Here is a 17,235-nt window from a genome sequence, read left to right as displayed (position 1 = left end):
CCGCTGCTGGCGCAGCGCCGGGTCGAGGTGTTCGCCAGCAATCCGCTGCATCTGGAGCGGCTTCAGCGCATCACCCATCCGGGGCTGAGCCTGCATGTGGTGGATGCGACGCAGGGCGACTTCGCCGCCACCGCTGCCCGCCAGCTGGTGAAGCGCGTTTTGGCGGCGCGCCCCGGCGCCCTCCTGACCAACACGCTCGATTCGCTGCGCATCCTCGCGCTGGCAACGCACTGGCTGCCGGGGCTCGACGCCCTCGCCTGCGTCGCCGCGCATGATTTCCTCTGGTTCGATCACGCCGCGCTGCTGCCGCACGTGCCCCGCGCGACGTTGGTGGTGCCGGACCGTTCGGTGCTGGAACGGCCGGATTATCTCGCCGGCCATGTCTGGCCGCACGGCCCGATGCGGGCGGTGGTGATTCCCAACCCCGTCGACATTCCCGAAGCGCCGGCGGCCGAGCCGGGCGCCGACGCCCCCTTCCTTCACCTCGCGACGCTGAACGGCTTCAAGGGCCATGCCGCCCTGGTCGAAGCCGCCGCCGTGCTGAAGGCGCGCTGCCCCGGCCTGCGCATCGTCTCGGCCGGGCATCGGCCGATTCCCGCACTGGAGCGCGCGTTGCGGGAACAGATGGCGGTGGCCGACAGTGCCGGCACGCTGGACCTGCAGGATCATGTGCCCGACCCGTCGGCGCTGCTGCGCGAGGCCCGCGCGGTGCTCGTCACCTCCGTTTCCGAGCATGGCGGCCCGGAGACCTTCGGCCGCGCCATCATCGAAGCCTGGGCGCAGGCGCGCCCGGTCATCGCCTTCGCTTGCGGCGCGCCGGCGCAGCTGATCCGGCACGAGGTCGACGGCCTGCTCGTCGATGAAGGCGATGTCGCGGGGCTGGCGGCGGCGATGGAGCGGCTGCACCGCGATCCCGCCCTCGCCGACCGTCTCGGCCGCAACGGCTTTGAGCGGGCGGCCCGCGACTTCGCCACGCCGCAGATTCTCGCGCAATGGACGGCGGTTCTCGACGGGGGCTGGTGCGTGCGCCGCCTCGCTCCACCCGCAGGAGAGGGGCGGAGCGGCCCGGCGCTGCTGCTGGATGTCTCGCTGACGTTGGAAAACGGCTGGCATTCCCCGGTCGGCATGTCGCGTGTGGAACGGCACACGGCGGACCACATCGCGACGCAGCCGGTGCGGGTGCAGCTGGTGCGGCGCAGCCCGGAGCAGGGCGGCTACCGCCGGCTCACCGGGCAGGAGCTGGAATTTCTCGCCGGCACGCCGGATGGCCTGGGGCGGATCGCCGATGCCGAGCTGGCCGATGCCGCGCTGGCGGAGGGCGGGCTGCCGCCGCCCCGCGCCCGGCCGCCGGGGCTGGTGACGCGGGCGCTCGCCTCGCTTCAGCTCACCGACCCGCGCCTGCGCCGGTTGATAGCGCATCGGCTGCCGCGCCGGCTGATGCGTAAGCTGGAACGCCGCCTGACGGCGAAGCTGCGCCGCGCGCCGCTGCCCGCCCCGCCCCTCACACCGGCGGCGGGCGATGTGCTGCTGAGCGTTTCCAACCCGTGGGACTATCTGGCCCCCACCGTCTTCACCGCGCTGCGGGCGCAGGGCGTGCGGCTGGTACTCGCCGTGCACGATCTGATGGTGTGGGAGACGCCGCAATGGACCGCCGGCCGCGACCCGCGCCGTTACAGCGCCGACATGCTCGGCACACTGGCGCAGGCGGACGCGCTCGTCGCCGTCTCGCAGCACACGGCGCGGCAGGTGGAGCGGGCGCTAGCGGAACAGGGCTGCGCGGTTCCCCCTCTGCGCGTCGCCCCACCCGGTGGCCTCGACACGGCGGGTGCGCTCGCCGGCGGCCCGCCGCCGGGGTTGCCGAAGGACCGGCCCTTCGTCCTTTATTGCTCGACCATCGAGATCCGCAAAAATCACATCTTGCTGCTGAATCTGTGGGAGGAGCTGCGCGAGAGCCTGCCGCCGGAACGCCTGCCGGTGCTGGTTCTGGCCGGGCGCTGGGGCTGGGGCGTGGACGCGGTGCGGCTGGCGGTGGAACGCAACTGGCGGCTGGCGCCGCATGTGCGGGTGGTGCCGGCGCTGCGCGACGAACAGCTGCGCTGGCTCTACCGCCATGCCCGCTTCACCGTCTTCCCCTCCTTCACCGAAGGGTTCGGCCTGCCGGTGGCGGAAAGCCTCGCCCTCGGCACGCCGGTGCTGATCTCCGCCCACCCCGCTTTGATCGAAGCCTCGGCCGGGCTGATGCCGGCGCTCGATCCCGGCGATCTGCCGGCCTGGCGCAAGGCGGTCAGCCGCCTGTGCCTCGACGACACATATCTGGCGCAGTTGCGCGCGAAAGCCGTGCGGTATCCCGCCGCGCCGGCAGACCTTCTGCCGCAGGCGCTCCTCCAAGCCGCCGACGTGGCACCATGATGAATGTCCCCCCGCACCAGATGCCGCCCCCGCCGGAGCCGCAGGCGCTGCGGGCCGCGCTTCGCCATTTTCAGGATCGGCTGCAGGCACAGGAGGCGCAGTTCGCCCGGCTTCAGCGGCAGATCAGGCAGCAGGCGGCAGAGCTGGCGGAGTGCCGCGAGGCGCTGCAGCGTTCGGCGGAGGGAAGAGCGCGCCTGTCCGACACGCCGGCGCTGCGCCACATCGCCCGCGCGCTGCGCGGCCTGCTGCCGCGCCGCTGGCGCGCGAGGCTCGCTCGCCTGAACTTTGCCTCCGGGGCGGAGGGGGCGCCGGACTATCGCGTGCGCCTGCGCACCCTGCGCGCCTCCGGCCAGCTGGCGCGCACGCGCAGCGTGGCGCTGGTTGCCCCGGAAAGCCTGCGCCGCGCGGCGACGGCGGCGGCGCATCTCATCGAGGCGATGGGGCTGCACGTCACCGTGCACACCGCCATGCCCACCGCCTTCACGGACGACCTCTATCTCGTGCTCAGCCCGCGCGCGTTCGCTGAGCTGCCGCCGCCGGACCGGCGCATTCTGTGGCTCGTGGAATCCGGCGAGTTGGCGGGGGAATGGAGCGCCGCGTTTCACGCCCGGCTCGACGGCTCGCTCGCCGTGTTCGAGGCGGTGCTGCCGCGCATCGCCGAGCTGCAGGCGCACGGGGTGGTGCAGCACCAGATTTTCCATGTGCCGCTGACGCCGTTCACCGCCCCCAACCCGGTGCGGCCGGACCGCTCGCCGCTCGGTCTGCCGCACATGCTGGCGCGCGCGCTGCATGGCTGCGGCGTGGTGGACGACGCCATTTTCGAGGCAGCCACCGCCGAGACCCGGCTCGACGCGCCGGCGCTCGTGCTCTGCCTGCCGGAGGCGCCGGAACGCTTCGCCCTCGCCCGCGAGAGCCAGCGCCACGGCGCCCTGCTGTTTCCCGGCCTGCGCCATGTCGAGGGCTGGAAGGGCACCGCGCTCAGCTACCGCTATCTCGCGCGCCGCGCGCTGGCGGCGGGACGCGAGCGGCTGGTGATCTGGGAGGACGATGCGCGGCTACCCGCCGATTTCGACACCCGCCTGCCCGCTCTGCTGGCGCGGCTGGAGGCGCAGGCCGGCGCCTGGGATGTGTTTTCCGGCCTGATCACCGATCTCTCGCCGCATGGCGAGGTCCGGGCGGTGCATGCCGATGGCGCAAACCTGCTCGTCGAGCTCGACACCGTCATCGGCATGGTGTTCGGCGTCTACGGTGCCAAGGCGCTGAACGCGCTGGCCGGCTACCGGGTGGAGGGCGAGGACGTGATGAAGGACACGATCGACCGCTATCTCGAAACGCTGGCGCTGCGCTGCTGGACAGTGTTTCCGCCGCTGGTCGGCCATGCCGACCATGTGTCGTCCACGCTCTGGGACCCGACGGGCGGCCGTTTCCTCAGCAATGAGTGGCTCAACCCCATGATCGATGGCAGCCAGCTCCGCCTGCTGGCGAAGATCGCCGACCGGCTGGAGGGCACCGCGCCTGCCCCGACAGACGGGCACTGACGCCTCGTCCCTCTCGCGCATCGGCGCTCTCGCGCGCGACGAGAGCCGTTCCGGTGAATTCACATTCACCGGAACGGCTCTAACTCTTTGATCATACGCAATTCCTCTCGCAAAACCGCTATGCGCTCTTGCGGGAATTGCTCAGGCGATTCCCACCGCGCGGACGGTAGGCTCTTCGTCCGCCACCTCCTCCACCGGGTCGATCGACACCGCCATATCGGTCATGGCCGCATGGCCGTAAATCGTGGCGAAGGCGGCATCCGCCGCGTCGCGCCCGACGCCGATGCGCACCAGCCCCTGCAGCGCGGCCTTGCGGGTGGGGTCGAACAGATACCAGGCGCCGTCGAGATAGCATTCGAACACGGCGTGGAAATCCGGCGGGTCGAGCTGCCAGGCATAGGAGCTGGCGAAACGCGCCGGAATGGAAAGCGCGCGGCAGAAGGCGATGCCGAGATGGGCGAAGTCGCGGCACACGCCGGCGCGCTGCACCATGGTGTCATAGGCCGAAGTCTCGGAGGTCGAGCTGCCGCTGAGATAATCGACATGGTCGTAGATCCAGTTGCAGATCGCCGTCACCCGCTGGTGCCCCGGCGGCAGGGCGCCGAATTCCCGCAGCGCGAAGCGGGCCAGCCGGTCGGACTGGCAGTAGCGGCTGGGGTTGAGGAAGGGCGTCACCTCCAGCGGCAGTTCCGCCACCGGCGTTTCGCTGAGGCTGGCGGGGTCGGCGTCATACATGGAAAGGTCGATGGTCGCGGCATAGTCGACCTCGAACGTGCCGGGCTCGACCACCACCCGCACCAGCCGGGTGCCGCCGTCGAGTTCGTGCCGGTCGACGGCGACGGCGGGGGTGAGGTTGAGCCGCTCGGAGAGGATCTTCTGGTTGCGCAGCGCCGCCGCCTCGATGTTGAGGAGAAAGACGGTGGTGTCGCGCACCTCATAGGCGAGCCGGGAGGCGACGTTGAATTTCATGGGGGCGGTTCCGGTGCGAGGACGTGCCCCTATGACGCGCGCCGCGCGGTTCGGTTCCCTCCAATACCGCAGGATTCGCGCGGGGCGTGCGTGGGGCTGTGTGATCCCGAATGGACTGCAAGCCCCTGTCCGGGCTTGTGGCCGCCCCGGCTAAACCCGGACCCTCGCCCTTGGGCGACCGCGTGGACGGGTTGATCTCGGACTGGCCTCTGCGCTGAAGGCGGCCGGCTCGGCGTCATCCGAGCGACGACAAGCATCTTAAGATTGCAAATAAAGATAATTTACATACTATTGGTTGCACTCCGACCTCGCCACACAGGCAGGCCAGACGATCCTTATCGCCAACAAAATCAAATTTCTTTCATGGGGTACTCATCATGTCCACACTCCTGACGATCAACGTAACGAACCGTATATCTGCGACGCAGAATTTCTATTTCTTCCAGCAACCTTCCATCTACACAGGTGGATCGAGGGTCTACAGCAACTCTCTCTACTGTCAGTCCCTCGGCAATTACGACTCAACCGGCAGCGTGCTGACGTTCCAGGTCAACATCCAGTCCTATGCCTGCATTCAGCAGACGGCCAATGAGCCGCAGATCGGCCAGCCCTCGGGCTTCGCCTCTGCCGTCCGCGCGATCGATCTCGCGCCCGTGTCCGGCACCGCCAATGACAGCACCACTGCGTCGGTGAATCCCCTCGGCCTGTCGCCCCCCACAGTGGGTCAGTATGTGCAGCCGGGTGCGTTCCGCATCATCACGCCGACCTACCAGCCGCCATACATGTACAATATCGGCTCGGCGGTGCAGGCGAACGGCAGCGTCATGCTCTCGAACTTCGTCGTCGCCAGCCCGGCCAACACCACCGATTGTCAGCCGATCCTCCGATACTACGTGCAGACCGGCAGCTACATCCCCGGCTCGGTGATCAACTTCACCCAATCGAGCGTCAGCGCGGCCCTGTGCGACTTCACGGGCGGCTATTCCACCATCAATGTCACGCTGAATCAGGACGGCACGTGGACCGTCCAGATGATGTAGTAAAAGATCTCAGCCCGGTGGCTGCCGTCCTGTCCGGGATCGCGATCCGATCCGGGCGGGCGATCCCGGCTCTCCGCCTGCGGCTGCGGCGGGAATGACGGCGCACCCGGAGAGTCGGCGGAAAGGGCCTCACGCCTTCCCGATCCGCACCCGGTTATCGTGCAGCGCCGCGCCGCCGACTGAGATCCATCCACCACGGGATAAGGGTAACGACGTGACAGACCTGGATCAGATCTGCACCATTCTGTATCGGGCCTTCATCGACATCCGCGTCGACGCTTACGAGAAGAACAACAACGTCGCCTTCTGGCTGGCGGATTTGATGCACAACATTCCCTGCGCCATCAAAACCGAAGCGGCGGCCGGTGGCGATTTCAGCCGCGTGCTCAGTGAACTCCATCGTCGCGCCGAAGAGCGCGGGTTGGTGTCCTGGGTCGACAACGCATTGTCCAACGGTCGCTGACCCTGAACGCCGCTGGAGCACACCTCACGCCCTGCCGATCCGCACCCGGTTGTCATGCAGCGCCGCGCCGCCGACGGGGGCGACGGGGTCGGCGCCGGTGAGGCTGTTGATGCCGCGCCCGCCCTCATGGGCACGGTTCGGCCAGATCGATTCCGCCACCACCACGCCGCGCCGCAGCCCGTCGAACAGCCGCGCATGCAGCAGCACCGCGCCGCGCGCGCTGGCGACATCGAGCAGGTCGCCCTCCCCGATCCCGAGCCCGGCCGCGTCCTCGGGGTGGATCAGCAGTTCCGGCCGCTTCTCGCGGGCGAGCGAGCCCTCGGTCTCGGTGAAGGTGGAGTTGAGGAAGGAGCGCGCCGGCGCGGTGACGAGGCGGAACGGGTACTCTGCATTCGCCTCCTCGGTCACCGCCCAATGGTCCGGCCATTGCGGCATGTCGCGGTAGGGGCCGAACTTGCCCGGCGAGGCATAGCGCGAATGCGCCCAGTCCGGCCTCAGCCGGAACTTGCCGTCCGGCCAGTTGAAGCCCTTCACATAATGCGCGCTGTCGAAATCCGGCTGCACGTCGAGGAAGCGGTTCGCCTCCAGCTCCTCCACCGTGCCGCGCCCCTTCGCCTGCAGCAGCCAGTCGACATGCGCGCGCGGGCTCATCTCGAAGCCCGGATGCGACGCGCCGAGCCGCTCGGCGAGGGCCACGATCACCTCGTGGTTGGTCCGGCACTCGCCCGGCGGCTCCACCAGCTTGGGGCCGAGGATGACATATTGATTGCCGCCGCCCTGATAGAGGTCGTCATGCTCGGTGAACATGGTGGCCGGCAGCACGATGTCGGCCATGGCCGCCGTCTCGGTCATGAACTGCTCATGCACGGCGACGAACAGGTCGTCGCGGGCAAAGCCGCGCCGCACCGTCTCCTGGTCGGGCGCGACGGAGACCGGGTTGGTGTTCTGGATCAGCATGGCGGTGACCGGCGGCCCGCCGAGCAGCGCCTCGGCATCGCCGGTGAGGATGGCGCCGATGCGCGACTGGTCGAGCTCGCGCGCCGTGGTGGGGAGGTCGAGCCCCTCCACCATGCGCTTGTTCCAGCCATAGATCGCGCTGTTGGAATGGAAGGCGCCGCCGCCCTCATATTGCCAGGCGCCGGTGATGGTCGGGATGCAGCTCACCGCATGCATCGCCACCGCGCCATTGCGCGAGCGGGTGAAGCCATAGCCGGCGCGGATGAAGGTCTTCTTGGTGCGGCCGATGGCGTGGGCGAAGGCGGCGATCTCCTCCGCCGGCAGGCCGGTGAGGTCGGCCGCCCATTCCGGCGTGCGGGTGGCGAGATGCGCTTCCAGCCCGGCCGGGTCGTCGGCAAAGGCGGCGAGATAGGCGCGGTCGGCCAGCCCGTCGCGGAACAGCACATGCATGACAGCGCAGGCGAGCGCGCCATCCGTGCCGGGGCGGATGAGGATCGGGATATCCGCCTGCTCCATGGTGGGCGAGCGATAGACATCCACCACCGCGATCTTCGCCCCGCGTTCCTTGCGGGCGCGGATGGTGTGGGTCATCACATTGATCTGGGTCGACACCGGGTTGGTGCCCCAGATCACCACGAAATCGCTCTTCGCCATTTCGCGCGGGTCCGGCCCGGCGAGCTTGCCGGTGCCGGCGAGGAAGCCGCTCCAGGCCGGGTTGACGCAGATCGAGGAGAAGAAGCGCGAATAGCCCTTGGCGCGGGTCAGCCGGTTGATGCCGTCGCGCATCACCAGCCCCATCGTGCCGGCATAGTAATAGGGCCACACCGTCTCCGGTCCGTGGCGCTGTTCCGCCGCGCGAAACTGGTGGGCGATCTCGTCCAGCGCCTCGTCCCAGGAGATCGGGGCGAAGCGCCCCTCCCCCTTCGCCCCGATGCGGCGCAGAGGCTGGGTCAGCCGGTCCGGGTGGTTCGCCCGCTCGGCATAGCGCGCGACCTTGGCGCAGATGACACCGGCGGTGAAGCTGTTGCCGCGCGAGCCGCGCACGCGGCCGATGCGGCCGTCCGCCACCTCGATCTCCAGCGCGCAGGTGGAGGGGCAGTCATGCGGGCAGGCGGAAAAGCCGGTGCGGGTCGGCGTGATGTGCTTATTCATGAAAAAGGCGCTCCGCCAGTATCCTAGCGGAGCGCCCTCGGTTTTACACCTGTCCGATCGCTGCTGCGATCAGGCTCAGTGGGCGGTCGCCTCGCGGCGGCGGTTCTTCACGATCCAGCCGAAGCTGATGACGAACAGCGCGCCGACCACAGCCGCGAGATAATGCGGCAGCGGCGAGGCCTTCAGGCCGACCGGGTCCTCGGGATCGGCGATCACCTCGACGAGCCACGGCGCCCAGCCCTGCATCGCCTCCAGCACCACCTTGTCGCCCACCAGCATCTCGCCGGCGATCCAGCCGAGCAGCGCGGCGCCGAACCAGATCAGGATCGGGAAGCGCGAGATCAGCTTCAGGATCAGCTGCGAGCCGAAGATGATCAGCGGGATGGTGAGCAGCAGGCCGAAGATGAACAGTTCGGCATGGCCGCGCGCGGCGGCGGCGATCGCCACCACATTGTCGAGGCTCATCACCGCGTCGGCGATGGCGATGGTGCGCACGGCCTTCCACAGGCTGTCGGCGCCCTCCACATGGTGCCCCTCGCCGCCCTCGTCGAGCACCAGCTTGATGGCGATCCAGAACAGCAGCAGGCCGCCCACCACCTTCAGGAACGGCACGCCCAGCATATACGACACCACGAGGGCGAAGATGATGCGCAGGCCCACCGCCGCACCGGCGCCGAGCAGGATGCCCCATTTGCGCTGCTTCTCCGGCAGCGAACGGCAGGCGAGCGCGATGACCACCGCGTTGTCGCCGGAGAGCAGCAGGTCGATCCAGATGATCTGGAGCAAGGCCACCCAGAAGATCGGGCTTGAGAAATCCATCATGTCCTCTCTGGTCGTCAGGTCTTGTTCAAGATGACGGCAGAACACCCGCCCCATTTCTGGCATACATTATAATTTACGCCAGAAATCGCCCCTGAAACGCCCGACGCCCGCGCTCATGTCGAGTCGCGGGCGCCGAGGGGGAGGGAAGCCCCGTCAGATCACGAGCCGTGCGGGCCCGCCGCATGAGCCCCGCCCTTGAAGCGGGAGATCGCCCAGCCGGTGGCCAGCACGATCACCGCGCCAGCGGCGGCGGCGGCATATTCATAGTGGTGGACGACGGCCTCGCCGAAATAGTCCAGCACCTTCACGTCGGAGACGAACATCTCGCCGGCCACCCAGCCCAGCAGCGCCGCGCCGGCCCACACCAGGAAGGGGAAGCGGGCCAGCAGGCCCATGATCAGCGCCGCGCCGGCGATGATCATCGGGATGGAGATGACGAGACCGATGATGATGAGCGTCCAGTTGCCATCCGCCACGGCGGCGATGGCGACGACATTGTCGAGGCTCATCACCAGATCGGCGACGGCGATGGTGCCGACGGCGCGCCACAGATTGTCATGCGCGGCGACGCCGCCTTCTTCGCCCTCTTCCGGCAGCACGAGATCAACGGCGATGTACATGAGCGCCAGCGAGCCGACGATGCGCAGCCAGGGCAGGCCGAGCAGCACGGCGATGATGGCGGTGAACACGATGCGCATGCCGACGGCGACGCCGGCGCCCAGGATCATGCCGGTGCGGCGCATGTTGTCGGGCAGCGAGCGGCAGGCCATGGCGATGACCACGGCGTTGTCGCCCGAAAGCAGGACGTTGATCCAGATGATTTTGAGAAGTGCCAGCCAGAATAGCGGCTCAAGGTAGCTCATTGCGGTCATTCCCTCACCTTCCCGTCCGGATGCGGACGGGACTCCAAGTCAGTTGTGTCGGCGTTGGCGCGCCATGATTTGAGGTGAGGCAAGAGGAGGTGGCTCCGGCGGGCCCACTCCCGGGCGCTCTTGGCGCGCCATTAACGGCATCCCCGCTGCGGGCCACTTCTCCATGGCCGGACCCCCGCAGCGCCCATTTGGGGAACATACATAATAATCCATGCGGTGGCCAAGCCCGAATACCGCATTTTTCTCAGCAAATGATGTTGCGAGAGCTTAGTCTACGCTGCTTCGCAAAAAGAAACACCCCGTCCGGTGGTCCGGACGGGGTGCGATTTCAACGCCTTGCCACCCTTACGGGCGGCGGATCATGCGATCAGCCGACGATTTCGTTGCCGGAGAAGAACTGCGCGATTTCGATCTGCGCGTTCTCCAGGCTGTCGGAGCCATGGGCCGAGTTCTCGCCGACGGACAGGGCGAATTCCTTGCGGATGGTGCCCTCGGCCGCGTTGGCCGGGTTGGTGGCGCCCATCACTTCACGGTACTTGGCGACGGCGTTCTCGCCTTCCAGCACCTGCACGACGATCGGCTCGGAGATCATGAAGTCCACGAGCTCGCCGAAGAAGGGGCGCTCCTTGTGGACGCCGTAGAACGTCTCGGCCTGGGCGCGGGTGAGCAGGATGCGCTTCTGCGCGACGATGCGCAGGCCCGCCTTCTCGATCAGCGCGTTGACGGCGCCGGTGAGATTGCGACGGGTGGCGTCGGGCTTGATGATGGAAAAAGTGCGCTCGAGCGCCATGGTCTGTATCCCTGGAAATGTGGGGGCGAAAGGTTCGCAGCGGCTTATAGCGGCGCCTCCGTCCGCGGACAAGAGAAGGCCGGGCGGCGTTTTCGACACGCCTTGGCAACACCCCCGGCCGAATCGTTCGTACACGAAATAACCCGCTTGCAGCGGAACCCCGCGGCGCTCATCTGTTTAGGCAACAGAGCGGCCGGAGTGCCGCAGCGCAGGGATGCTACCGATGAAGAAATGTGTTCTGGCCATCGCGGGGATGGTGGCCGTGCTCGTGGGTTTTCTCGCCGTGCCTTTTCTTCCCGTTGCCGACGCGACGACCGACCCGGCGCGGGAGCCGGCGGGCTACAAGACCTGCTATCTCGAACGCCGCGCCGTGTTCACCGACGGTGCCCCGCGCTGGGTGAAGGCGCCGCGCTGCGTATTCGCGGAATAATCGCCGTTCACGACTTCATGATTACCTCTTGGAACTCTTCCGGGAGTACGCACGTTAAGTAGGCGTTAACGGACGAAACGAGACGCATACGAATGAACGGACCCGTAACGTGTCCTACCGCTGCCGCCGCAGTCATCCGACGCGGCGTGGCACAGGGAATACTGCGCCTGGAGTTTCGTGTCGAAGTGATGAGCGCGTTAAGGACGCAATGAAGCCCGGTGGCCTCCCCACCGGCAGGTGGATGAGGTGACGAGATGTACAAGGCCATTGCCATCAGTGCTGTTGCCGCCGTCATGGGTTTCACCGCGCTCTTCGTCGGCGCGGCCGACGCGACCGGCTACTTCAAGCGCCAGCTTCCCGTCGCCACGGTCGAGATTCCCGTCGAGCAGGTCGCCGGCGATTGCGTGATGCAGTCGCGCTGGGTCACCGATGCCGGCCGCATGGTCGAGGTCGAGCGGCCCGTCTGCTACTGACGTGCGGCGGTGATGCGAGGCGGTGTTCGTCGGTCTCGTCGGACACACACTCCACCTCACCGCACTCATCATCCACTGGTTTGACAGGTTAGGCTCGCGGCATCCCCACTCCCCCAAGCCCCAACGCGAGCCCATCAGCCCCGGCTTCTCCCCCAAGGAGCCGGGGCACTTTTTTGTCCGCCGTTCCGGCGGCCGGATGAACAACAGCCAACGGCGCGTTCAGCCTGCGTTGCGCCGCCCCATGCAGGATGGGTGCATTCCGGAGACGGAAACAGCCGATGGCAACCGCCGTTCCCGCCGACCCGGCGGAGGCTGAAGGCTGGAACGCCCTGGCCACGCTGCGCGCGGCCGGGGCGTTTCCCCCTCCCGCTGCCGGGCGTCGCGGGTGCTGATGCCAGCCATCATCTTTCCGAATTAGTCAGCCCCGCCAAGCTGTTGCAGACTGCCGGCCCGGTTCGGCGCGCCATGCGCCGGCCTTGACCCGGAGTTTCCGCATGTCGACCCAGCCGCTGCCCGAGACGTTGCAACAGCTCGTCACCCGCCGCTACCGCACCTTCGCCGCCTATAATGCATGGGCCAATCAACGGCTTCTGGCGGCCGCCGCCCAGCTCAGCGACGCGCAGTACCGGGCCGCTCGCGGCGCCTTTTTCGGTTCCGTGCACGGCACCCTCAACCACCTGCTGGTCGCTGACCGGCTATGGATGCGCCGGCTCACCGGGTCCGGCATGGAGCCAGCGGGTCTCGACGCTATCCTGTTCGAAACGCTCGCGGAATTGGCGCCGGCCCGGACGGCTGAAGATGCCCGCATCGCCGCCTATGTCGAAGGTCTCGATGCGGCGACACTGTCTGCCGAGCACAGCTATGTCACCGTCAACGGCACCCGCTTCACCCAGGTTCTGGCGACGATTCTCGACCATGTGTTCAATCACCAGACCCATCACCGCGGCCAGATTCACTGTCTTATCAGTGGCTTGCTCGGCAATGAGGCCGCGCCCTCGCTCGACCTCATCGCCTTCCAGCGCGCGAGCGGCTTCTCCCGCCAAGGCTAGACGCCGCGCGCCGGCACTCTTGCCGACAGACCGCCGGCGCGGCACAAGACGGGCATGATCATTCTCGACGATATCTCGCTCCGCATCGCCGGCCGGCTCCTGATCGACCACGCCTCGGTGGCGCTGCCGGAAGGCGCGCGGATCGGCCTCGTCGGCCGCAACGGCACCGGCAAAACCACGCTTTTCCGCGCCATTACAGGCGAATTGGAGCTGGAAAGCGGAGATATCCGCATCCCCGCCGCTGCGCGCATCGGCCAGGTGGCGCAGGAAGCGCCGGCCGGGCCGGAGAAGCTGATCGACGTGGTGCTAGCGGCGGACACGGAACGCGCCAAGCTGTTGACGGAGCGCGAGAATACCAGCGACCCCACCCGGATCGCCGAGATCGAGTTGCGCCTCGTCGACATCGACGCTCATGCCGCCCCGGCGCGCGCCGCGCGCATTCTCGCCGGCCTCGGCTTCGACGATGCCGCCCAGCAGCGCGCCTGTTCGGAGTTTTCCGGCGGCTGGCGCATGCGAGTGGCGCTGGCCGCCCTGCTCTTCGCCGAGCCGGACCTGCTGCTGCTGGACGAGCCGACCAACTACCTCGACCTGGAAGGCACGCTGTGGCTGCAGGACTTCCTGTCCCGCTATCCCCGCACCGTGCTGATCGTCAGCCATGACCGCGAACTGCTCAACCAGTCGGTCGGCTTCATCCTGCATCTCGACCAGGGCAAGCTAACCCTTTGGCGCGGCGGGTATGATTCCTTCGAGCGCCAGCGTGCCGAGAAGCAGGTGGTCGACCAGAAGGCGCGGGCGAAGCAGGAAGCCAAGCGCAAGCATATGGAAGCCTTTGTCGAGCGCTTCCGCGCCAAGGCGACCAAGGCCAAGCAGGCGCAATCGCGGCTGAAGGCGCTGGCCCGCATGGCGCCGATCGCGGAAGCCGCGAGCGAACAGGCGGCGGCGATATCAATCCGCCATCCCGAGCGCATCCCCTCGCCGCCGATCCTGACCCTGGACGGCGTTTCGGCCGGCTATGCGCCGGGCAAGCCGATACTGCGCAATCTCACCCTGCGCATCGACCATGACGACCGCATCGCCCTGCTCGGGCCGAACGGAAACGGCAAGTCCACGTTCGCCAAGCTGATTTCCGGCCGGCTGGCCCCGCTGGGCGGCAGCATCGTGCGCGCGGCCGGGCTCGACATCGCCTATCTCGCCCAGCACCAGCTCGACGAGTTGGTCGCCAATGAGACGGTTTACGACCATGTGCGCCGGCTGATGCCGGAGGCGCCGGAGGCGAAGGTGCGCTCGCGCGCGGCGGAAATGGGCTTTTCCGGCGCGACGGCCAATACGATCATCGCGGCGCTGTCGGGCGGCGAGAAGGCGCGGCTGCTGCTCGGCCTCGCCGCCTTTCACGGCCCGCATCTGCTGATTTTGGACGAGCCGACCAACCATCTCGACATCGCGGCGCGGCAGGCGCTGATCGAGGCGATCAACGATTTTCCCGGCGCCGTCATCCTCATCAGCCACGACCGCACCCTCCTCGACGCCTCCGCCGAGCGTTTGTGGCTGGTGGCGGAGGGGACGGTGCGCCCCTATGACGGCGATCTCGATGAATATCAGCGGCTCGTCGTCGGCCGCACCGCCTCCGCGTCGCGCAAGGAAGCGGCAGGCAGCCGCGCCGAGGAGCGGCGTCAGGCGGCGGATCGGCGTACCGAGACGGCGCCGCTGCGCAAGCGGATCAAGGATCTCGAAGCTGCGATCGTGAAGCTGGAACGCAGCCTCAGCATGCTCGACGCCAAGCTCGCCGACGACACGCTGTATACGCGCGCGCCACTGGAGGCGCAGCGTCTGGCGCGTGAGCGCAGCGCGGCGGCGGAAACGCTGGCGAAGGCAGAAGAAGACTGGCTCGACGCCTCGGCCGCGCTTGACGAGGCTATGGCCTCCTAGTCCGGAGTCCGCCGCACAGAGGCGGATGTCGGGCTGAAGTCTGCTTTTATTTACAGGGCTATGGGTTGAGGCCGGGCGTCGCGCACGGCGCGGTGCCGCATGCTCGCAGAGCATTGCCGGCAGTCGCTCTGTCTGTGAGCCACCTCGGCCCGAAGCACCAAAAGCAAAAAGCCCCGGCACAAGGCCGGGGCTTTCCGTAGAACCGATCCTGGAAGGGATCAGAAAGAACGCTTCGCCGAGAAGGTGACGCGGTTCTGCTCGGTGGTGTCGGTGGCAGTGGTCGCGTACACGGCCGAACCGCCGCTGTACTCGGCCGACAGGTAGTCGTACTGCAGGACCAGGGTGAGACCCTTGACCGGCTTCCAACCGATGTTCACGCCGACGTTGTAGCCGGTGAAGTCGATGTTGGTGAACGGATCGATAGCATAGTTGTCAGACGCGGTGTAGCTGCCCACCAGGGTGGTGAAGACCGCGGGGGTCCAGTAGTGGGTCAGCGAACCACCGACGTACCAGCCGGCGACGCCGTCACCGTAGTAGTCGACAACCGGAAGAGCACCAGCGAGGCCGAGATAGCCCGGAGCGCCCTTGGCATACGCGCCTTCGACGTACAGGGTGGTGGTCTCAGCGAAGTCGAAGCGCACACCAGCGAGAACGGCCCAGCCGGAGTCGTCACCATTCACGAAGCCATCGTAGATTTCTTCGTAGACGGGGGCGCCCGTGAAATACGTGTCGCCGATATTGTGATAGGCGCCGGAGACCTTGAACGCGCCCCAGGTGCCTTCATACGCGATGTTCGCGACGATATCCGGAACCTGCTGGCCCTGGGTCGTGAACGAACCACCGAACGGCGTGAAGTCGCCGAAGCCGTAGTCGTCTTCGCGAGCCTGACCGTCTTCGAGGGCGATGGTCGCCGAGAAGCCGTTGCCGAAGTCAGCCGTGTACTGGATCACGTTGAGCGACTGATCCGAGTAGAAGTTACCCGGACGGATGCCGTACCAACCGTCGCCGGCCCAGAAGTCGAAGGCCGAGGTGGCCTGACCGAAGGTGAAGCCCGCGAACTGGATGTAGCCGTACTTCAGGACAGCGCGGTTACGCGTGGTGTCCGAGAAGACCGCCGAGGTCGTGCCGTCGTCGGTCTGACCGTAGCCGTAGTTCTGGCCCTGCTCGAAGCGAGCTTCGATGTAGGAACGCAGCGTGCCGTACTCGGTCTGGGTGCGGGCGTCGAGCTGAACAGCGGCGCGGCTGTAGAAGTCGAACTGACCGTCCGGATCGCCCTTATAGCGACCAAAAACGACCCCGTCACCACTAGCATCAACGAAGCTAACGGTGCGCTCAACCTTGGTGTAGTAGGTGTCGGCCGTCACGTAGCCACCGACCTTCAGGCAGGTGTCGGTACCGGGGATGTAGTAGAAGCCCGCGCCGTAGGTGGAGCAGATCTTCACATATTCCGCAGCCTTCGCCTTCACAGGCAGATCGGCCGCCGCAGCAGTCCCGACCATCGCAAGCCCGGCAACCGAGCCGAGCAGCACATTCTTAATGACCGTCTTCAATTTCATTCTCCCCCAAATTGGACCAATGTTGGGTTTTCGATTGTCAGGACCCGCCGCACGGCGCGGCACCCACAGCGATACTGTTCGAAACCACCGGGCGGTGCAAAGCCAAAGTGGTACCAAAGGGCCCTCAGCGCCCATTCCGCCACGATGTGTTGCTGTCGAGACACAATTCTCACGCCGCACGAGCCGGCCGCGAGACCGCCGGAAACCCCGTCAAAAGCCTTGGTAAATCAGAGGTTAACGGGCACGCGCCCGAACTGTTCGCCGGTGGACGCTACAGAATGTGGCGAGGGGCGCCACCCCGTGAGCCGCAATCAGCGGCGCTGCCAACGCCCGCTCTCGTCCTGCTGCCAGTAGGTCACGTCGTGACCTTCGGCCTTCGCCGCGCGCCACGCCTGGCGGACAGGTTCGACGGCGTCGGAATCGTTGCCGTCAAAGAGATGGATCACCCGCTGATAGCCGCCCGTGTCGGGAATCACTGCGCCATCAATGAGAAAGCGCACCACGGCGCCGTTGAGATTCGATTCGTCCGTGGTGAGCAGGATGGGCTGTCGGGCTGGCTCGCCCTGGCGATCGGTGCCATGCGGCAGGAAGGACGCGTCGTCATAGGTCCACAGCAGCGCGTCCAGCGCCTCGATACGCTCGGTGGAGGTCGCCTGCACCGCGCAGCGCCAGCCCCGCTCCAGGCATTTCTCCAGAAGCTGGGGCAAGGCGGCGTCGAGCGGCCGGTTCTGCAGGTGATAGAAGAACACGTCGCTCAATGTCCCCTCCCCCGTTGATCCGGCCGCGCTT

The 17,235-nt window shown here is 67.2% G+C and carries 15 protein-coding genes; 8 read left to right on the top strand and 7 right to left on the bottom strand.

Features of this window, described 5'->3' with window-relative positions:
* Positions 1–27: 27 nt before the first annotated feature.
* Both ACO07Z_RS02765 and ACO07Z_RS02760 read left to right on the top strand, forming a co-directional pair.
* Positions 28–2,409: a glycosyltransferase gene (locus ACO07Z_RS02765; protein ID WP_421697295.1), complete on the top strand. Its 2,382-nt coding sequence runs from the start codon at positions 28–30 to the stop codon at positions 2,407–2,409.
* Positions 2,406–3,947 (top strand): hypothetical protein, encoded by a 1,542-nt coding sequence (locus ACO07Z_RS02760; RefSeq protein WP_421697294.1) that lies wholly within the window; start codon positions 2,406–2,408, stop codon positions 3,945–3,947. The genes ACO07Z_RS02765 and ACO07Z_RS02760 overlap by 4 nt, the downstream gene beginning before the upstream one ends.
* A 141-nt stretch (positions 3,948–4,088) precedes the next feature.
* Here ACO07Z_RS02760 and ACO07Z_RS02755 read toward each other — a convergent pair whose 3' ends face one another.
* Complete coding sequence (locus ACO07Z_RS02755) at positions 4,089–4,916, bottom strand: transglutaminase-like domain-containing protein (protein ID WP_421697293.1); 828 nt, start codon at positions 4,914–4,916, stop codon at positions 4,089–4,091.
* Between the two features lie 377 nt (positions 4,917–5,293).
* Here ACO07Z_RS02755 and ACO07Z_RS02750 point away from each other — a divergent pair, with 377 nt between their 5' ends.
* The gene (locus ACO07Z_RS02750; RefSeq protein WP_421697292.1) at positions 5,294–5,956 is read left to right on the top strand and encodes a hypothetical protein; all 663 of its coding nucleotides are present in this window, start codon (positions 5,294–5,296) and stop codon (positions 5,954–5,956) included.
* A gap of 214 nt (positions 5,957–6,170) precedes the next feature.
* A complete protein-coding gene (locus ACO07Z_RS02745; protein ID WP_421697291.1) occupies positions 6,171–6,419 on the top strand; it encodes a hypothetical protein in 249 nt (82 codons plus the stop codon).
* Between the two features lie 24 nt (positions 6,420–6,443).
* On the opposite strand, the gene ACO07Z_RS02740 is transcribed toward ACO07Z_RS02745, so the two are convergent.
* From ACO07Z_RS02740 to ndk, 4 genes are all read right to left on the bottom strand, one after another.
* Positions 6,444–8,528, bottom strand: coding sequence for a molybdopterin-containing oxidoreductase family protein (locus ACO07Z_RS02740; RefSeq protein ID WP_421697290.1), 2,085 nt, complete (start codon positions 8,526–8,528; stop codon positions 6,444–6,446).
* A gap of 75 nt (positions 8,529–8,603) precedes the next feature.
* Entirely contained in the window at positions 8,604–9,347 is a 744-nt protein-coding gene (locus tag ACO07Z_RS02735; protein WP_421697871.1) for a TerC family protein, read from the bottom strand.
* 161 nt (positions 9,348–9,508) lie between these two features.
* Entirely contained in the window at positions 9,509–10,213 is a 705-nt protein-coding gene (locus ACO07Z_RS02730; protein ID WP_421697289.1) for a TerC family protein, read from the bottom strand.
* Positions 10,214–10,589: 376 nt separating this feature from the next.
* Complete coding sequence (gene ndk, locus ACO07Z_RS02725) at positions 10,590–11,012, bottom strand: nucleoside-diphosphate kinase (protein ID WP_371345655.1); 423 nt, start codon at positions 11,010–11,012, stop codon at positions 10,590–10,592.
* 223 nt (positions 11,013–11,235) lie between these two features.
* Here ndk and ACO07Z_RS02720 point away from each other — a divergent pair, with 223 nt between their 5' ends.
* The 4 genes from ACO07Z_RS02720 to ACO07Z_RS02705 all read left to right on the top strand — a co-directional run bounded on the left by ACO07Z_RS02720 (position 11,236) and on the right by ACO07Z_RS02705 (position 14,890).
* Entirely contained in the window at positions 11,236–11,442 is a 207-nt protein-coding gene (locus ACO07Z_RS02720; protein WP_421697288.1) for a hypothetical protein, read from the top strand.
* Between the two features lie 254 nt (positions 11,443–11,696).
* Complete coding sequence (locus ACO07Z_RS02715) at positions 11,697–11,915, top strand: hypothetical protein (RefSeq protein WP_307020147.1); 219 nt, start codon at positions 11,697–11,699, stop codon at positions 11,913–11,915.
* A 494-nt stretch (positions 11,916–12,409) separates the two neighbouring features.
* Positions 12,410–12,964, top strand: coding sequence for a DinB family protein (locus ACO07Z_RS02710; RefSeq protein ID WP_421697287.1), 555 nt, complete (start codon positions 12,410–12,412; stop codon positions 12,962–12,964).
* A 54-nt stretch (positions 12,965–13,018) separates the two neighbouring features.
* Entirely contained in the window at positions 13,019–14,890 is a 1,872-nt protein-coding gene (locus tag ACO07Z_RS02705; RefSeq protein WP_421697286.1) for an ATP-binding cassette domain-containing protein, read from the top strand.
* Positions 14,891–15,108: 218 nt separating this feature from the next.
* Here the strand turns inward: ACO07Z_RS02705 and ACO07Z_RS02700 are convergent, their stop codons facing one another.
* Positions 15,109–16,446 carry a porin gene (locus ACO07Z_RS02700; RefSeq protein ID WP_421697285.1) on the bottom strand — a complete coding sequence of 446 codons (1,338 nt, stop codon included), beginning with the start codon at positions 16,444–16,446 and terminating at the stop codon, positions 15,109–15,111.
* A 311-nt stretch (positions 16,447–16,757) separates the two neighbouring features.
* The gene (locus ACO07Z_RS02695; protein ID WP_421697284.1) at positions 16,758–17,204 is read right to left on the bottom strand and encodes a DNA polymerase III subunit chi; all 447 of its coding nucleotides are present in this window, start codon (positions 17,202–17,204) and stop codon (positions 16,758–16,760) included.
* Between the last annotated feature and the right edge of the window lie 31 nt (positions 17,205–17,235).

It is taken from the genome of Ancylobacter sp. (genome assembly GCF_965229075.1).
GTDB lineage: Bacteria > Pseudomonadota > Alphaproteobacteria > Rhizobiales > Xanthobacteraceae > Ancylobacter.
This window is presented reverse-complemented; position numbering and strand designations above follow the sequence as displayed.

Excerpts from the sequence above, each read along its gene's own strand:
- ACO07Z_RS02730 (WP_421697289.1), bottom strand. The coding sequence starts at position 10,213 with ATGAGCTACCTTGAGCCGCTATTCTGGCTGGCACTTCTCAAAATCATC.
- ndk (WP_371345655.1), bottom strand. The coding sequence starts at position 11,012 with ATGGCGCTCGAGCGCACTTTTTCCATCATCAAGCCCGACGCCACCCGT.
- ACO07Z_RS02750 (WP_421697292.1), top strand. The coding sequence starts at position 5,294 with ATGTCCACACTCCTGACGATCAACGTAACGAACCGTATATCTGCGACG.
- ACO07Z_RS02740 (WP_421697290.1), bottom strand. The coding sequence starts at position 8,528 with ATGAATAAGCACATCACGCCGACCCGCACCGGCTTTTCCGCCTGCCCG.
- ACO07Z_RS02735 (WP_421697871.1), bottom strand. The coding sequence starts at position 9,347 with ATGGATTTCTCAAGCCCGATCTTCTGGGTGGCCTTGCTCCAGATCATC.
- ACO07Z_RS02755 (WP_421697293.1), bottom strand. The coding sequence starts at position 4,916 with ATGAAATTCAACGTCGCCTCCCGGCTCGCCTATGAGGTGCGCGACACC.
- ACO07Z_RS02700 (WP_421697285.1), bottom strand. The coding sequence starts at position 16,446 with ATGAAATTGAAGACGGTCATTAAGAATGTGCTGCTCGGCTCGGTTGCC.
- ACO07Z_RS02705 (WP_421697286.1), top strand. The coding sequence starts at position 13,019 with ATGATCATTCTCGACGATATCTCGCTCCGCATCGCCGGCCGGCTCCTG.
- ACO07Z_RS02720 (WP_421697288.1), top strand. The coding sequence starts at position 11,236 with ATGAAGAAATGTGTTCTGGCCATCGCGGGGATGGTGGCCGTGCTCGTG.
- ACO07Z_RS02760 (WP_421697294.1), top strand. The coding sequence starts at position 2,406 with ATGATGAATGTCCCCCCGCACCAGATGCCGCCCCCGCCGGAGCCGCAG.
- ACO07Z_RS02715 (WP_307020147.1), top strand. The coding sequence starts at position 11,697 with ATGTACAAGGCCATTGCCATCAGTGCTGTTGCCGCCGTCATGGGTTTC.
- ACO07Z_RS02710 (WP_421697287.1), top strand. The coding sequence starts at position 12,410 with ATGTCGACCCAGCCGCTGCCCGAGACGTTGCAACAGCTCGTCACCCGC.